Below are 15,788 nucleotides of genomic sequence, written 5' to 3'. Positions count from 1 at the left end.
CCTTAATAGCTCCAGTTCAGGTTGAAGCCGATGCTGACCGGGCTGGTTTGATAGCCGTCCGGTTTTGAAAGCGGAATGCCCGCAAAGAATTCGTAGCGGGTATGCCACAGGCTGCCGCGCAGGCCAACCGCGCCGCCCGCCAGATGCTTGCCGATAAGCAGATCGCTGCCGTAGCCGCCGACCTCACCATAATCCACGCCGAGCCATAACTCCTGTCCGGGCAGGGGAAGATACCAGCCGAGATCGTTGCGCAGGTACCAGCCGCGATCGGCGCTTAGCGAACGCTCGCCATCAAAGCCGCGTACCGTCCAGCGATTACCGATAGAGAACTGATCCTGCGGCGTGAGCGGTGTATTGGCAATCTGGCGCTGATAGCGCGCGTTGTAATGGAAACGCTGCGTGCCAGGCTGGAAAGGCACGTCGAGCTGCGCATTGAACTGCAGGATCCGGCTCAGCGCGGTGGCTTCATTAAAGGTCTCTTCCGGGGCGGGCATCGCGCCGAACCAGCGGGTGCCGCGCTGATAGCTGACGCCTGCATCGAGCGTCGCCAGGTCAAAATAGTGGCGATGCTGCAAACCCAGCTTCCAGGCGGCAGTTTTGCGGCGCTGCACGCCAACTTCCGTGTCGTTGATGAAATTTTGCGACTCGCGCGCCATGACGTCCCAGCTAAAAGTGGTCTTCTGACTGCCGTTGCGATGCAGCACCCGGCTCAGCTGGATAGTGAGGTTGCTGCTTTTACCGCTGTAGCGGTAATCCTCGTTCAGCCCGGCGACGGTCTGGTAATAGCCGTAGTCATTGCCGGTGACGCCGAGCAGCCAGTAGTTAAAAGGCACGGAATAGTGCGCGGTGAGGTTTTTGGTGCCTTTGCCGCCCTGCTTGTTGAGATCGTGCGTGCCCGAAAGATAAAACAGATCGCTCAGGGAAAAGGGGTTATCCAGCGAAAAGGTCAGCCCGCCCTAATAGCGACCGGTGTTGCGGGTGCCGGCATCGTCCAGCGAGGCGTCCAGACGCCAAATTTCGCTTTGCTGCCACGTCAGGGCGATATCGCTCTCGCCGGGCTGATCTGCGGGAAGAATGTCCATGCTGGCCTGAACGGTGGGCAGGCGTTGCAAATTCTCCAGCCCCTGTTCGATATCGCGCAGATCCAGCAAGTTTCCCGCGTGCGCCGGAAAGGCACCGTAAAGCGTAAGATAGCGATTGCTGTTCGGCGTTAGCGTCACTTCGCGAATCATGCCCGGTACGATAACCAGCTGCAGGTGACCGCTTTTCAGATCCTGTGCCGGCGCCAGTATGCGCGTGGTGACATAGCCGCTATCCACCAGACGATTTTGCAGAAAAGCCATCAGCTTGTTGATGCCTTTGCTGCCCAGACAGAAGCCCTGCGCCTGGCTGGCGAGGCGCGGCAACGGCAACCAGTGCGGCAGCGGTTGCTGGCCGGTCAGCACAATCTGATGAATCGGGAAACAGGGCGTTTCGGCCGGAAAGGTTATTTTTCCTGCGGATGAGGGCGGCGGAGAGAGACGGATATCGGGCGTGGGCGGCGTAAGCTGTTGCTCAAGCGCTTTTTGCTGTTCCTGCTGATGAATAAACTGCTGATCGCCTTCGGCGGCAGTGACCTGCGAGGCCGAAAATAACATCAGCGATAACGGCAGCAGGCGTAATCCCCGCAGCCACAGAGAGAAGTAATCAGCCATGACAATCCTTGTCATCGTTATTAAGATCCAAACTGTACTCAAGTACAGGCGGCGGGATCTTAATGGTTTTACCGCCAGTCAGGCAATATGCTGTTTTGTAAATCAGTGACAAAAAAAGGGCGCCGAAGCGCCCTTTATTCTCTGACCCGTCTGGCTTATTTGCTGCCGAACATATCTTTAATCCAGCCCGCAACGCCGTCGCTATCCTTCTGATCTTGCTGCTGCGGCTGTTGCTGTTGCTGTTGCTGTTGCTGTTGCTGTTGTTGCTGCTGTAACTGCTGCTGCTCAATCTGCTGTTGCTGCTGACAAAGCGCGTTGGGATCCAATGCCCAGATCGGCAGCGAGCGCCAGGTGCTGCTGCCGGTGCCGCAAACAAAGTTGCCTGCCGAGTCGACGTTCATCATGGTGACATCTTCCGGCGGCGTCAGCGTCAGCGGCATCGGCGCCTGGTTATCGAGATAGCGACGATAAATCTGCATCGCGCCGCTGGCACCATACAGCTTCGAGGGCTGGTTGTTATCACGACCCACCCAGGTTATCGCCACTTCTTTGCCGTCAACACCGGCAAACCAGCTGTCGATCAGGTCATTAGTAGTACCGGTTTTGCCTGCCAGATGCGCGCTCGGGAAACGCGCGCCCAGCGCACGGGCGGTACCGTGATCGGCGACCTGCTGCATGGTGTAGAGCGTCAGATAGGCCGCCTGAGCGGGTTCCACGCGCTGCGCCTGCGGGAAGCTCTGGTAAAGCACGGTGCCATCTTCGGCAATCACTGAACGCACCGCTGAAAGCGGCGCACGGTTGCCGCCGCTGGCGATTGACTGGAACACCTGCGCGACTTCAACCGGCGTCAGGTTCAGCGCGCCCAGCAGCATCGCCGGTACCGGGTGCAGCTGATCTTTCGGCACGCCCAGTTTGGTCCAGGTATCGATGACGTTATCCAGTCCCAGCGTCATACCGAGGTTGACCGTCGGCACGTTCATGGAGTTGGTCAGCGCATCCACCAGCATCACTTTGCCGCTGAAGCGGTGATCGTCATTCTGCGGCTTCCAGACGGTGCCATTCGGCTGTTTCAGCGCAATCGGCTCATCGGCGATCCAGCTGTTCAGACGATAGCTGTTCGGCTGGCCGAGCGCCGTGAGATAGGTTGCCGGTTTCGCCAGCGAGCCGATAGAACGACGCGCCTGCAGCGCACGGTTATAACCGGCAAACTGCGGATCGGCGCCGCCTACCATGGCGCGCACCTCGCCGCTGAAGCGGTCAACTACCACCATCGCGGTTTCAAGATCTTTTAGTCCGCGCTGCTTTTTCAGCGTCGGAATGCCGTCGACCACCGCTTTCTCCGCGGCATCCTGCGACACCGGGTCCAGCGTGGTGAAGATCTTCACGCCGGAGAGATCTTTCATCTTGTCGCCCAGCTTTGCCTGCAGCTCATTACGCACCATCTGCATAAAGGCGGGCTGAGGCGTGATCACGCCGCCCTTCGGCTGAACGCCGAGCGGACGCGCCGAGAGCATGTCATACAGCTCCTGATCGATCACCTTCTGCTGTTGCAGCAGGCGAAGCACCAGGTTACGCCGCTCCAGCGCCAGCTTTGGATTACGCCACGGGTTATAAAGCGACGCCCCTTTCACCATGCCCACCAGCAGCGCTTGCTGGTCGAGGCTCAGCTCATCCACCGGACGGCCAAAATAGTAGAGGCTGGCGAGCGGAAAGCCACGGATCTGGTCGTTGCCCGCCTGACCGAGATAAACCTCGTTCAGATAGAGTTCAAGGATGCGATCTTTGCTGTAGCGCGCATCCATGATCACCGCCATATAGGCTTCACGTGCTTTACGCCATAGCGAACGCTCGTTGGTGAGAAACAGGTTCTTCACCAGCTGCTGCGTCAGCGTACTGCCGCCCTGCACCGCGCGACCGGCGGTAATGTTCGCCAGGAAAGCACGGCCAATGGAATAGAAGCTGATGCCGTCATGCTCATAGAAATGACGATCTTCGGTGGCGACCAGCGTATCGACCAGCAGATCCGGGAAACCCGCGCGCGGCACAAACAGGCGCTGCTCGCCGTTCGGCGACTGCAACATAGTGATCAGGCGCGGATCGAGCCGGAAAAAGCCGAAGTCACGGCCGGTATCAAGGTTTTTAATCGAATTCAGCTCATTCGCGCTGAAGCTCATCTGCGCGTGAATTTGCCCTTCTTTGCTGTCCGGAAAATCAAACGGACGGCGCAGCAGCTCAATGGTATTGCCTTTTACACTGAATTCGCCAGGACGCGTAATGCGCGACACTTCGCGGTATTGCGTTCCCTCAAGCAGCGCCACCATCTCTTTCTTGCTGTAAGCCATGCCTGGCTCAAGGCTGACCATGCGACCATAAACCGCCGCCGGCAGCTGCCAGACTTTCCCGTCGATACGGCTGCGGATTTCAGAATCGAGGTAAACACCCCAGGCGGCCATTATCACCACAAACACCAGAAAAAGCTTAATCAGCCAGCCTAACCAGCGACGTTTTCCGCGCGGCGGACGTCCTCCTTTACCTTTACGTGGCACCGGCTTTCTCTCCTCGTACTCATCATCAAAATCGTCCTGACTGACATCATCATGGACATCCCTGCGGCGACCCCGGCGCGCAGCGTTGCGCGGCGGTTTGGGCTGTTTTCCCTTGCGCCCAATAGGTTCGCGATCGTTCCCAGACATTGGTTTCATTCTCCAGGCATAGCCACGGCTGTGCCGCTACTCTATACGCTTTCTTGTTTCCCGCATGACAGAACCCTCTGAAAGCGATCCAGGGTTATTTAACCCTGCGGGGAATATTTTTTGGTACGCCTTGTCGGCAAGGCGTTGGCCGGATCGTCGGGCCAGGGATGTTTGGGATAACGCCCTTTCATCTCTTTCTGTACCTGAGGCCAGGCGCCGCGCCAGAAGGCCGCCAGATCGCGGGTAATCTGCAAGGGCCGCTGCGCGGGAGACAACAGCTCCAGCACCAGCGGCACTCGCCCTTCCGCCACGGCAGGATTGGACGCTTCGCCATACATCTCCTGAATGCGCACCGCCAGCGCGGGCGGCTTTTCCGCATCGTAGCGAATCGGCAGTCGGCTTCCGGTCGGCACAGTGTAATGAGTTGGCAGCGCACTATCCAGCCGCTGACGTTGTGTCCATGTGAGCAAATGTAATAATGCGCCGACAAGGTTAATGCCCTGCAATCCTTTCAGATCGCGCACCGTGGTCATCTCCGGCAGCAGCCAGCGCTCCAGCGTCTCAAGCAGGGTGGATTCATCCATGGCGGGCCAGCTCTCCTCCGGCAGCCACTGCGCGGCGCACTGCAGGCGCAGGCGCAGCTGCTCCGCTTCCGGCGACCAGTTCAAAACCTTCAGTCCTTTCTCACGGATCCAGCGCAGCATCGCTGCGTGCAGCGCTTCCGGCTGCGGTTTCGCCAGCGGCTGGGCCTTCAGCACCAGCGCGCCAATCTGTTCGCGTCGCCAGGCGCGCAGCGTGCCTTTCTCTTCATCCCACTCCACTTCGGTGCGCGTCTCTATCAGCTGCGGCGCCTGCTGGCAGAGCCTGTCGATCTCCACCGGCAGCGCCAGCAGAATGCGCGCGTCCGGCGACGCGTTGCCCTGCAACAACAGCGGCGCGATCAGCCACTCATGGCGCGTCAGCCCCTCCTGCTCATCCAGCATCGCGCCTATACCGTTCGCCAGCTGATAACGACCACCCTCGCCGCGCCGTCGCGCCAGCCGATCGCCAAAGGCCGCCGCCAGCAGCGCCGGAATCCGATCGACATCCACCCTGCCGCCGCTGATGCGCAGCCGTTTCTGCAATTGCTGCGCGCGCCGTTGCCACTGCGGCTGTGGACGCAGCAGCGCGTCACGCAGATCCGGGCTGCCGCTGCGCGGCGGATCTTCCAGCACCGCCGCCAGCAGCGCGGCGCTGGCGACTCTGTCCGGCGCGTCGCCTGCCGCACAGAGTAATGCCGCCAGGCGTGGATCGCTTCCCAGCTGCGCCATACGTCGGCCTTTCGCCGTCAGCCTGCCGCTTTCGTCCAGCGCGCCCAGCTGCGCCAGCAGACGCTGTGCCGCGCGCAAATTGTTTGCGGGCGGCAGGTCGAGCCAGCAGAGCTGTTCAGGCTGCTGACAGCCCCACTGCAGCAGATCGAGCCATAGCGCCGCCAGATCGCTGTGCAGGATCTCCGCTTCGCTCTGGGCCGCCGCGCGCTCCGCCTGTTCCTGGCTGACCAGATGCAGGCAGATGCCCGGCTCAAGGCGACCGGCGCGACCGGCGCGCTGCGTCATCGACGCCTGGCTGACGCGCTGGGTTTGCAGGCGCGTCAGCCCGCTGCGGACATCAAACTGCGCGGCGCGCTCCAGCGTGCTGTCCACCACCAGCCGGATGCCTTCAATCGTCAGGCTGGTTTCGGCGATATTGGTGGCGAGCACCACTTTACGCCGTCCGGCGGCGGCGGGCAGAATCGCCCGGCGCTGTACGGCCAGCGGCAGCGCGCCATAGAGCGGGGCGAGATCGATATCTTCCGCGACGCGCGACTCCAGCTCGCGCTTCACGCGCTCGATCTCGCTCACGCCCGGCAGAAATACCAGCATTGAGCCGGTTTCGCTGCGCAGCAGCAGCAATATTTCGCGCGCTACCGCTTCCTCAAAACGAAAGGCGTTGCTGAGCGAGGCGTAGCGCCGCTCCACCGGATAGCTGCGCCCTTGCGAAACGATCAGCGGCGCGTCGGGCAGCAGCGCGGCGAGACGCGCGTTATCCAGCGTGGCGGACATCAGCAGAATTTTCAGATCGTCGCGCGCCTGCTGCACGTCAAGCAGCAGCGCCAGCGCCAGGTCGGCCTGCAGGCTGCGCTCGTGAAACTCATCGAGGATCACCAACGACACCCCTTCCAGCAGCGGATCCCCCTGCAACATGCGCGTCAGAATGCCTTCGGTCACTACCTCCAGCCGCGTATCCGGCCCCACGCAGTTCTCCGCCCGCATGCGATAGCCCACGGTCTCGCCGGGCTGTTGGTTCAGCAGCTCAGCCAGCCGCTGCGCCACATTGCGCGCCGCCAGTCGGCGCGGCTCCAGCATAATGATGCGTCCGGGCAACCCGGCATGATGCAGGATCTGCAACGGCAGCCAGGTCGATTTTCCCGCGCCGGTGGGGGCCGCCAGCAGCACCTGTTGCGACAACTGAAGCGCCGATAATAGCTCAGGCAGCACCGCGCTTACCGGTAATTCACTCAAAGCAAACTCCACATCCGCCTGTGTTAAGATGGCGCGAATTGTAGCACTCATCCGCCCGGATTACCGGAGACAGCCATGAAGACGCAACGCCTGTTTTTTGGCATCGCCCTGCCTGAAAGTTTACAGCAGCAGCTGGTACGCTGGCGGGCTGAGGCCTTTCCTGCCGACGTCGGCAGGCCAATCGCTGCCGCCAACCTGCACCTGACGCTGGCGTTTTTAGGCGAGGTCAGCGATGAGAAGTCGCAGATACTGCAGCAGCAGGCGGCGCGTATTCGGCAGGCGGGATTTACCCTGGCGCTGGACGATGCCGGACACTGGCCGCGTCCCGGCGTGGTATGGCTGGGCTGCCAGCGTCCGCCACGCGGCCTGTTGCAGCTGGCGAATCTGCTGCGCTCACAGGCGGCCCGTCACGGCTGCCAACAGAGTCCGCAGCCTTTTCATCCCCATGTGACGCTGCTGCGCAACGTTACCCGCAGCATGGCGCTGCCGCCGCGCGATTTTCACTGGCGGTGTCAGGTGGATCACTTTTCACTGTTTGCCTCAGTTTTTGAACAGGGCCGCACCCGCTATCGCCAGTTGGCGCGCTGGTCGCTGGATGCCTGAAAAGGAACAAGAATGGAGTTTTCCCCGCCGCTGCGCCCGGCGCGCCTGATTAGCCGTTACAAACGTTTTCTTGCCGATGTGGTGACGCCCGAGGGCGAAACCCTGACCATTCACTGCGCCAATACCGGCGCTATGACCGGCTGCGCCACGCCGGGCGACACCGTCTGGTATTCCACCTCCGACAGTCTGACGCGCAAGTATCCCCACAGCTGGGAACTGACCGAGACGCAGCAGGGCCACTGGATCTGCGTAAATACCTTACGCGCCAATCAGTTAGTACGTGAGGCGCTGGCGGCCGATCGGATTCCGGAATTAGTGGCTTATACCCGCTGCCAGCCGGAAGTGAGATATGGCATGGAAAATAGCCGAATTGATTTTTTGCTCCAGGCGCAGGGCAGACGTAACTGCTATATTGAAGTGAAATCCGTAACGCTTTTGCAACAAGGTAAAGGCTATTTTCCGGATGCGGTCACTGTTCGTGGACAGAAGCATTTACGCGAATTGATTACTATCGTGGCGGAAGGACATCGGGCAGTATTGTTGTTTACCGTTCTGCACTCGGGGATTGAGGACGTTTCCCCCGCGCGTCATATCGACGCACGTTACGCAGAACTACTGGTCCAGGCGCAACGGAATGGCGTGGAAGTTTTGGCATATCAGGCTACGCTCTCTGCGACGGGTATATTTCTGAAAAATCCCGTCAGGATTGCGTTGTAATATTCATTACAATTTATTGTGATATGAATATTCTACCGACGCGCTAAATACGCTGTTCCTCACAGGCTTGTCAAGGTGCGATCATCAATAATTGCCAACCCTGACTGCTTCTGTTATTTATAGCGGCCTGTTTTTATCCCCCGTTGGGGATCGATAGTGCGTGTTATCCAGGAGAAACAACATGCAAGAAGGGCAAAACCGTAAAACATCGTCCCTGAGTATTCTCGCCATCGCTGGGGTGGAGCCTTACCAGGAGAAACCGGGCGAAGAGTATATGAACGAAGCCCAGCTGACCCACTTCAGAAAAATTCTGGAGGCCTGGCGCAACCAACTCAGGGATGAAGTTGATCGTACCGTTTCGCACATGCAGGACGAAGCTGCCAACTTCCCGGATCCGGTGGATCGCGCCGCTCAGGAAGAAGAGTTCAGCCTTGAATTGCGTAACCGCGATCGCGAGCGCAAGCTGATCAAGAAGATCGAAAAGACGTTGAAGAAAGTGGAAGATGACGATTTCGGCTACTGCGAATCCTGCGGTGTTGAAATTGGTATCCGCCGTCTGGAAGCGCGTCCTACCGCCGATCTCTGCATTGACTGCAAAACGCTGGCGGAAATCCGCGAGAAACAGATGGCAGGCTAATGTCCATCGCCGTCCTGTCACCGCACCGTGGGGAAAAACACTTCTTTCCCCGCTGTGCGGCGATTCTCTGATGATTATGTCTGATTCCGCCTGCATCGGGCGCTTCGCCCCCTCTCCTTCCGGTGAACTTCATTTTGGCTCGCTGATTGCCGCTCTGGGCAGCTATCTCAGCGCGCGCGCGCAGCATGGTCGCTGGCTGGTGCGCATTGAGGATATCGATCCACCGCGCGAAGTTCCCGGCGCTGCCGATACGATTCTGCGTCAGCTGGAACATTACGGCCTGCACTGGGATGGTGAGGTGCTGCGGCAATCAACGCGCCATGCGGCCTATCGCGATGCGCTCGCCTGGCTGCGAGCGCATCGACAAAGCTACTTTTGCACCTGCACACGCAGCCGTATCCAGCAGATCGGCGGCTTTTACGACGGTCACTGTCGCGATCTTCATCATGGCCCGGAAAATGCAGCGTTGCGGTTGCGTCAGCACGCGCCGGTATATCAGTTCAGCGATCGCCTGCGCGGTACGCTGGTCGCCAACCCGCGCCTGGCGGAAGAGGATTTTATCATTCACCGCCGCGATGGGCTGTTTGCCTATAATCTGGCGGTGGTGGTGGACGATCATTTCCAGGGCGTAACGGAGATTGTGCGCGGCGCCGATCTGATTGAACCCACGGTACGCCAGATCGCCCTTTATCAGCAGTTTGGCTGGCCCGTACCGGCGTATCTGCATCTGCCGCTGGCGCTGGACGAAAGAGGCAACAAGCTTTCGAAGCAGAACCATGCCCCTTCCCTGCCTGACGACGATGCCCGGCCGGTACTGGCGCAGGCGCTGCGCTTTCTGGGGCAACCTGTCGCTGCGTCGTGGCGTGATGAGCCGCTGGAAATTTTACTTAAGCGCGCGGTGGCTGGCTGGGACAGCAGACAAATCCCAGAGCAGAGCGGGTTGAAAGGCGATGAAACCACAACAGCATTCTCAAACGGTTCGCAACAGGCTATGATTAGCCGCTGATTTTAACACCACATACTTACGTCACTGTCGAGGTGTCCTATTTTTACCCGAGTTGCTAATTTTTGCCGGAAAGTCCTTAAGCGAGACGAGGAGGCGCCAGCAGAGGTTGAACCAGAGAGTCTTATGACCATCATTCCTCGTGAAAGCCACAATATCTCACGCAAAGACATCAGCGAAAATGCCCTCAAAGTGCTCTATCGCCTGAACAAAGCGGGCTACGAAGCCTATCTGGTCGGCGGCGGCGTGCGCGATCTGCTGCTGGGGAAAAAACCAAAAGATTTCGACGTGACCACCAACGCCACGCCAGAGCAGATGCGCAAGCTGTTTCGCAATTGCCGTCTGGTTGGCCGTCGCTTCCGCCTGGCCCATGTGATGTTCGGCCCGGAAGTGATCGAGGTTGCGACTTTCCGTGGTCATCATCAGAGCGAAGCAGAGCAGGACGATCGCAACAATTCTCAGCGCGGTCAGAACGGCATGCTGTTGCGTGACAATATTTTCGGCAGCATTGAAGATGACGCACAGCGCCGCGATCTCACCATCAATAGCCTCTACTACAACGTGGCGGATTTCACCGTACGCGATTATGTCGGCGGCCTACAGGATCTGCAGCAGGGCATTATTCGCCTGATTGGCGACCCGGAAACGCGCTATCGCGAAGACCCGGTGCGTATGCTGCGCGTGGTGCGCTTCGCCGCCCGGCTGGAGATGAGTATCGCGCCGGAGACCGCCGAGCCGATTCCGCGTCTCGCCACGCTGCTGAACGATATCCCGCCTGCCCGCCTGTTTGAAGAGTCGCTGAAGCTGCTGCAAACCGGCTACGGCTACAGCACCTACCTGATGCTGCGCGAATATCAGCTGTTCCAGCCGCTGTTCCCAACCATCACGCGCTACTTCACCGAAGAGGGCGACAGCGCGATGGAGCGCATGGTGATTCAGGTGCTGAAGAACACCGACAGCCGCATTCACAACGATATGCGCGTCAATCCTGCCTTCCTGTTCGCCGCGATGTTCTGGTATCCGCAGATTGAGGCGGCCCAGCAGATTTCGCAGGAGAGTGGCCTGACCTGGTTCGATGCCTTCGCGCTGGCGATGAACGATACGCTGGACGAAGCCTGTCGCGCGCTCGCCATTCCGAAACGCATCACCACGCTGATCCGCGATATCTGGCAGCTGCAGCTGCGTATGTCGCGTCGTCACGGCAAGCGCGCCTGGAAGCTGATGGAGCATCCTAAATTCCGCGCCGCTTACGACCTGCTGGCGCTGCGCGCTGAGGTCGAGAATAATCCCGAGCTGCTGCGTCTCAGCCACTGGTGGGGTGAATTCCAGGCCGCCGCGCCGCCGCAGCAGAAAACCATGCTCAATACCCTGGGCGACGATCCGGCGCCGCGCCGCAAAACGCGCCGTCCGCGTCGCCGTCCTGCCGGTCCGCGTCGCGACAATAACCCCGCATCATGACGCGGGTTTATCTCGCTCTGGGCAGCAATCTCGCCGATCCTCTGCAACAGGTGGATGCGGCGCTGTCTGCCCTGGATCACATTCCCGAGACGCAGCGCGTGGCGACCTCCTCTTTTTACCGCACGCCCCCGTACGGCCCGCCCGACCAGCCCGACTATCTGAACGCGGTGGTGGCGCTGGAAACGCGTCTCGCGCCGGAAAGCCTGCTCGACCATACCCAGCGCATTGAGCTGGCGCATGGTCGTGTGCGTAAAGCCGAGCGCTGGGGACCGCGTACCCTCGATCTCGACATTCTGCTGTTCGGCGACGACGTGATCGATACGCCGCGCCTGACGGTGCCCCACTACGATATGCACAACCGCGCCTTTATGCTGGTGCCGCTGCTGGAGATCGCCCCGCAGGGTTGCCTGCCCGATGGCCACCCGCTGGCTGCGCTGCTTGCCGCCCTCGATTGCAGCGCGATTCGTCCCTGGTGAGCATGACCCGGCAGAATCGCATTGCCATCATTCCGCTTATCTCAGCAATCCAGTAAACTCCGCCAATCCCTGTTATTTGACAAGAGATTGCGATGAAGCCAACGACCATTACTCATCTGCGTCAGTGGAAACAGAGCGGACGCAAATTCGCGACCCTGACCGCCTACGATTTTAGCTTCGCCCGGCTTTTTGCCGATGAAGGTATTCAGGTGCTGCTGGTAGGAGATTCCCTCGGCATGACGGTTCAGGGACACGACTCCACCCTGCCGGTGACGGTAACTGATATCGCTTATCACACCGCCGCGGTGCGCCGTGGCGCGCCACAGGCGCTGCTACTCGCTGACCTGCCCTTTATGAGCTACGCCACGCCAGCGCAAACTTTTGACAGCGCGGCGCAGCTGATGCGCGTCGGCGCTAATATGGTGAAGCTGGAAGGCGGCGCCTGGCTGTGCGAAACCGTGCATATGCTCACTGAGCGCGCGGTGCCGGTGTGTGGCCATCTCGGCCTGACGCCGCAGTCGGTCAATATCTTTGGCGGCTATAAGGTGCAGGGACGTGACGAGGCCGCCGCCGATCGTCTGCTGGCCGATGCGCTGGCGCTGGAAACAGCGGGCGCGCAGCTGATGGTGCTGGAGTGCGTGCCGGTGGCGCTGGCGCAGCGCATAACCGCCGCGCTGACCATTCCGGTGATCGGCATTGGCGCCGGCAACGTGACCGACGGTCAGATTCTGGTGATGCATGACGCCTTTGGCATTACCGGCGGCCACATCCCCAAATTCGCCAAAAACTTTCTTGCTGAAACCGGTGATATTCGCGCCGCCATCCGCCACTATATCGCTGAAGTCGAAGCTGGCGCTTATCCCGCCGCAGAACACAGTTTCCAGTAAATCAGGAGAATCGCAGTGCTGATCATTGAAACGCCGCCCATGCTGCGCCGTGAAGTGCGTCGCTGGCGCCAGGAGAGCAAACGTATTGCGCTGGTGCCTACCATGGGCAATTTGCATGAGGGTCACTTGACGCTGGTGGACGAAGCGCGTGAGCAGGCCGACATCGTGGTGGTCTCTGTTTTCGTCAACCCGATGCAGTTCGATCGCGCCGACGATCTGGCCCGTTATCCGCGTACCCTGCAGGAAGATTGTGAAAAGCTGAACCGGCACGGCGTGGATGTGGTGTTCGCCCCCGCCCCGGCTGATATCTACCCTAAAGGGCTGGAGAGCCAGACTTTTGTTGAAGTGCCGGGCCTCTCTTACCTGCTGGAAGGCGCCAGCCGCCCCGGCCATTTTCGTGGCATGGCGACCATCGTCAGCAAGCTGTTTAACCTGGTGCAGCCCGATATCGCCTGCTTCGGCGAAAAAGATTTTCAGCAGCTGGCGATCATCCGCAAGATGGTGGCGGACATGGGCTATGACATCGACATTATTGGCGTGCCCACGGTGCGCGCGAAAGATGGTCTGGCGCTCAGCTCGCGCAACGGCTATCTCAGCGCTGACGAGCGCAAGCTGGCTCCCGGCCTGAGCGAAGTGATGAACAGCATGGCGGCGCGTCTGGCTAACGGCGAACGGCACATTGAAGAGATTATCGAGGCGGGCGAAGCGGCCCTGCTGGAGAAAGGCTTCAAGCCGGACGGTCTGGCGATTTGCGATGCCGATACCTTACAACCGCTTACCGTCGACAGCCGTTGCGCTGTGATCCTGATGGCGGCCTGGCTTGGAAAAGCGCGCCTGATCGATAATCAACGGGTAGATTTAACCCAGTAAGCTGTGGATACTGTGGTTCGTTTTTTTAGCAGCAGAACAGGATCGTTTATGATACGCACTATGTTGCAAGGCAAACTGCATCGCGTCACGGTGACGCAGGCGGATTTACACTACGAAGGCTCCTGCGCCATCGATCAGGATTTCCTCGATGCCTCTGGCATTCTGGAATATGAAGCCATTGATATTTACAACGTGACCAACGGTCAGCGTTTCTCTACCTATGCCATCGCCGCCGAGCGCGGTTCGAAAATCATCTCGGTTAACGGCGCGGCCGCCCGCTGCGCCTGTGCTGGCGACATCCTCATCATCTGCTCCTATGTGCAGATGGATGATGCGGATGCGCGCCAGTGGCAGCCGAAAGTGGCCTATTTTGATGGCAAAAATGAGATGAAGCGGCTGGCGAAAGCGGTGCCGGTACAGATTGCTTAACTGCCTGAATGAAAATGCAGCCCGCAGGCTGCATTTTTTATGTTGCCAATCAGGTGCGCAACCCTCTGCCGCGCTGAATCAACATCCAGGCCAACAGATAGAACACCACGACGAAGGCGACCAGCACCGACATGGTCAGCGCCAGCGGCACATCGTTTATGCCGAGAAAACCGTAGCGGAAGCCGCTGATCATATAGACGATCGGGTTCAGCTTCGATACCGCCTGCCAGAACGGCGGCAGCAGCGTCAGCGAATAGAATACCCCGCCCAGATAGGTTAGCGGCGTCAGCACAAAGGTCGGGATCAGGCTGATATCGTCAAAGGTGCGGGCAAACACTGCATTCAGCAGACCCGCCAGCGAGAACAGCACGGCGGTCAGCAACAGCGTGATGGCGACCATCGTCCAGGAGTGAACGTGGAACGGCACAAAGAACAGCGAAACCGCCGTCACCAGAACGCCCACGCAGACAGCGCGCGCCACGCCGCCGCCCACGTAACCCGCGATAATCACATGCGTCGGCACTGGCGCTACCAGCAGCTCCTCAATGTTGCGCTGAAACTTGGCGCCGAAGAACGAGGAGGCGACATTGGCATAGGCATTGGTGATCACCGACATCATGATCAGGCCCGGCACGATAAACTGCATGTAGCTGAAGCCGTGCATATCGCCGATGCGCGAACCAATCAGGTTGCCGAAGATGATGAAATAAAGCGTCATGGTGATCACCGGCGGCACCAGCGTCTGCACCCAGATGCGCGCAAAGCGATTGATCTCCTTGCTCCAGATGCTTTTCAGCGCCACCCAGTACAAATGTGTCATGCTTTTACTCCTGTTTTTCCCTGGGTCAGGCTGACAAACAGCTCTTCCAGTCGGTTTGCCTTATTACGCATGCTCAGCACCTGAACGCCCTGTGCGCTCAGCTGGCCGAACACGCTGTTCAGCCCCTGTTCGCGCATTACTTCAACTTCCAGCGTTGAGGTATCCACCAGGCGGTACTGGAAGCCCTCCAGCGACGGCAGCGGGCTGCGCGGCGCGAGGTCGAGAATAAAAGTTTCCGATTGCAGCTTGCCGAGCAGACCTTTCATCGAGGTATTCTCGACCAGCTCGCCGCTCTGAATGATGCCGATATTGCGGCACAGCATCTCCGCTTCTTCGAGATAGTGAGTGGTGAGGATAATGGTGGTACCTTTGGCATTCAGCTCTTTGAGGAAGGTCCACATGGAACGGCGCAGCTCGATATCGACACCGGCGGTGGGTTCGTCAAGGATCAGCAGCTTCGGCTCATGCATCAGCGCGCGGGCGATCATCAGACGGCGCTTCATGCCGCCGGAGAGCATACGCGCGCGCTCGTTGCGTTTTCCCCACAGGTCGAGCTGTTTGAGATATTTCTCCGCCCGCACCACCGCTTCGCGGCGCTCAACGCCGTAATAGCCCGCCTGGTTCACCACAATCTGCTGTACGGTTTCAAACGGGTTGAAGTTAAACTCCTGCGGCACCAGGCCGAGCTGGCGCTTGGCGTTGACCACATCTTTTTCCAGGTCGTAACCAAAAACCCGTACGCTGCCGGAAGATTTATTCACCAGCGAGCTGATAATGCCGATGGTGGTCGATTTCCCGGCGCCGTTCGGCCCCAGCAGCGCATAAAAATCACCGGCTTCTACATTCAGATCAAGCCCTTTCAGCGCCTGAACGCCGCCGGTATAGATCTTTGTCAGCCTGGAAAGTTCGAGTGCATAAGTCATACAGAATCCATACCCTGTTTTGATTGCATTTTTTTAGC

Annotated in this window: 13 protein-coding genes and 1 pseudogene; 9 read left to right on the top strand and 5 right to left on the bottom strand. The window is 59.3% G+C overall.

Translation table 11 applies throughout. The features are described 5' to 3' along the window. Positions 1-2: 2 nt before the first annotated feature. From ABU178_RS04530 to hrpB, 3 genes and pseudogenes are all read right to left on the bottom strand, one after another. Positions 3-1,637, bottom strand: a pseudogene (locus tag ABU178_RS04530) (ShlB/FhaC/HecB family hemolysin secretion/activation protein). A gap of 212 nt (positions 1,638-1,849) precedes the next feature. Continuing rightward, entirely contained in the window at positions 1,850-4,387 is a 2,538-nt protein-coding gene (gene mrcB / locus ABU178_RS04525; RefSeq protein ID WP_397212394.1) for a bifunctional glycosyl transferase/transpeptidase, read from the bottom strand. Between the two features lie 98 nt (positions 4,388-4,485). Next, entirely contained in the window at positions 4,486-6,978 is a 2,493-nt protein-coding gene (hrpB, locus tag ABU178_RS04520; protein ID WP_397212392.1) for an ATP-dependent helicase HrpB, read from the bottom strand. A gap of 24 nt (positions 6,979-7,002) precedes the next feature. Between hrpB and thpR the strand changes: the two genes are divergently transcribed. The 9 genes from thpR (at position 7,003) to panD (ending at position 14,007) form a co-directional block, all read left to right on the top strand. After that, the gene (gene thpR / locus ABU178_RS04515) at positions 7,003-7,530 is read left to right on the top strand and encodes an RNA 2',3'-cyclic phosphodiesterase (protein WP_397212389.1); all 528 of its coding nucleotides are present in this window, start codon (positions 7,003-7,005) and stop codon (positions 7,528-7,530) included. 12 nt (positions 7,531-7,542) lie between these two features. Further along, positions 7,543-8,247 carry a DNA/RNA nuclease SfsA gene (gene sfsA, locus ABU178_RS04510; protein WP_397212387.1) on the top strand — a complete coding sequence of 235 codons (705 nt, stop codon included), beginning with the start codon at positions 7,543-7,545 and terminating at the stop codon, positions 8,245-8,247. A gap of 181 nt (positions 8,248-8,428) precedes the next feature. After that, complete coding sequence (dksA, locus tag ABU178_RS04505; RefSeq protein ID WP_352410680.1) at positions 8,429-8,884, top strand: RNA polymerase-binding protein DksA; 456 nt, start codon at positions 8,429-8,431, stop codon at positions 8,882-8,884. Positions 8,885-8,960: 76 nt separating this feature from the next. Further along, entirely contained in the window at positions 8,961-9,890 is a 930-nt protein-coding gene (gene gluQRS, locus ABU178_RS04500) for a tRNA glutamyl-Q(34) synthetase GluQRS (protein WP_397212528.1), read from the top strand. A 39-nt stretch (positions 9,891-9,929) separates the two neighbouring features. Then, positions 9,930-11,345, top strand: a complete 1,416-nt coding sequence (gene pcnB, locus ABU178_RS04495; RefSeq protein ID WP_397212526.1) for a polynucleotide adenylyltransferase PcnB — start codon at positions 9,930-9,932, stop codon at positions 11,343-11,345. After that, the gene (gene folK, locus ABU178_RS04490) at positions 11,342-11,821 is read left to right on the top strand and encodes a 2-amino-4-hydroxy-6-hydroxymethyldihydropteridine diphosphokinase (RefSeq protein ID WP_397212385.1); all 480 of its coding nucleotides are present in this window, start codon (positions 11,342-11,344) and stop codon (positions 11,819-11,821) included. The genes pcnB and folK overlap by 4 nt, the downstream gene beginning before the upstream one ends. A 92-nt stretch (positions 11,822-11,913) precedes the next feature. Next, positions 11,914-12,708: a 3-methyl-2-oxobutanoate hydroxymethyltransferase gene (gene panB / locus ABU178_RS04485; RefSeq protein ID WP_397212383.1), complete on the top strand. Its 795-nt coding sequence runs from the start codon at positions 11,914-11,916 to the stop codon at positions 12,706-12,708. A gap of 15 nt (positions 12,709-12,723) precedes the next feature. Then, a complete protein-coding gene (gene panC, locus ABU178_RS04480; RefSeq protein WP_397212381.1) occupies positions 12,724-13,578 on the top strand; it encodes a pantoate--beta-alanine ligase in 855 nt (284 codons plus the stop codon). 48 nt (positions 13,579-13,626) lie between these two features. Beyond that, complete coding sequence (panD, locus tag ABU178_RS04475) at positions 13,627-14,007, top strand: aspartate 1-decarboxylase (protein ID WP_397212379.1); 381 nt, start codon at positions 13,627-13,629, stop codon at positions 14,005-14,007. Positions 14,008-14,056: 49 nt separating this feature from the next. Here panD and ABU178_RS04470 read toward each other — a convergent pair whose 3' ends face one another. Next, the gene (locus ABU178_RS04470; protein WP_397212377.1) at positions 14,057-14,827 is read right to left on the bottom strand and encodes an ABC transporter permease; all 771 of its coding nucleotides are present in this window, start codon (positions 14,825-14,827) and stop codon (positions 14,057-14,059) included. After that, a complete protein-coding gene (locus ABU178_RS04465; RefSeq protein ID WP_397212375.1) occupies positions 14,824-15,750 on the bottom strand; it encodes an ABC transporter ATP-binding protein in 927 nt (308 codons plus the stop codon). The genes ABU178_RS04470 and ABU178_RS04465 overlap by 4 nt, the downstream gene beginning before the upstream one ends. Between the last annotated feature and the right edge of the window lie 38 nt (positions 15,751-15,788).

The organism is Pantoea osteomyelitidis (assembly GCF_044342975.1).
GTDB lineage: Bacteria > Pseudomonadota > Gammaproteobacteria > Enterobacterales > Enterobacteriaceae > Pantoea > Pantoea osteomyelitidis.
This window is presented reverse-complemented; position numbering and strand designations above follow the sequence as displayed.

What these genes read in the sequence shown, in the direction of transcription:
- mrcB (WP_397212394.1), bottom strand. Translation starts at nt 4,387, where the DNA reads ATGTCTGGGAACGATCGCGAACCTATTGGGCGCAAGGGAAAACAGCCC.
- hrpB (WP_397212392.1), bottom strand. Translation starts at nt 6,978, where the DNA reads ATGAGTGCTACAATTCGCGCCATCTTAACACAGGCGGATGTGGAGTTT.
- thpR (WP_397212389.1), top strand. Translation starts at nt 7,003, where the DNA reads ATGAAGACGCAACGCCTGTTTTTTGGCATCGCCCTGCCTGAAAGTTTA.
- sfsA (WP_397212387.1), top strand. Translation starts at nt 7,543, where the DNA reads ATGGAGTTTTCCCCGCCGCTGCGCCCGGCGCGCCTGATTAGCCGTTAC.
- dksA (WP_352410680.1), top strand. Translation starts at nt 8,429, where the DNA reads ATGCAAGAAGGGCAAAACCGTAAAACATCGTCCCTGAGTATTCTCGCC.
- gluQRS (WP_397212528.1), top strand. Translation starts at nt 8,961, where the DNA reads ATGTCTGATTCCGCCTGCATCGGGCGCTTCGCCCCCTCTCCTTCCGGT.
- folK (WP_397212385.1), top strand. Translation starts at nt 11,342, where the DNA reads ATGACGCGGGTTTATCTCGCTCTGGGCAGCAATCTCGCCGATCCTCTG.
- panB (WP_397212383.1), top strand. Translation starts at nt 11,914, where the DNA reads ATGAAGCCAACGACCATTACTCATCTGCGTCAGTGGAAACAGAGCGGA.
- panD (WP_397212379.1), top strand. Translation starts at nt 13,627, where the DNA reads ATGATACGCACTATGTTGCAAGGCAAACTGCATCGCGTCACGGTGACG.
- ABU178_RS04470 (WP_397212377.1), bottom strand. Translation starts at nt 14,827, where the DNA reads ATGACACATTTGTACTGGGTGGCGCTGAAAAGCATCTGGAGCAAGGAG.
- ABU178_RS04465 (WP_397212375.1), bottom strand. Translation starts at nt 15,750, where the DNA reads ATGACTTATGCACTCGAACTTTCCAGGCTGACAAAGATCTATACCGGC.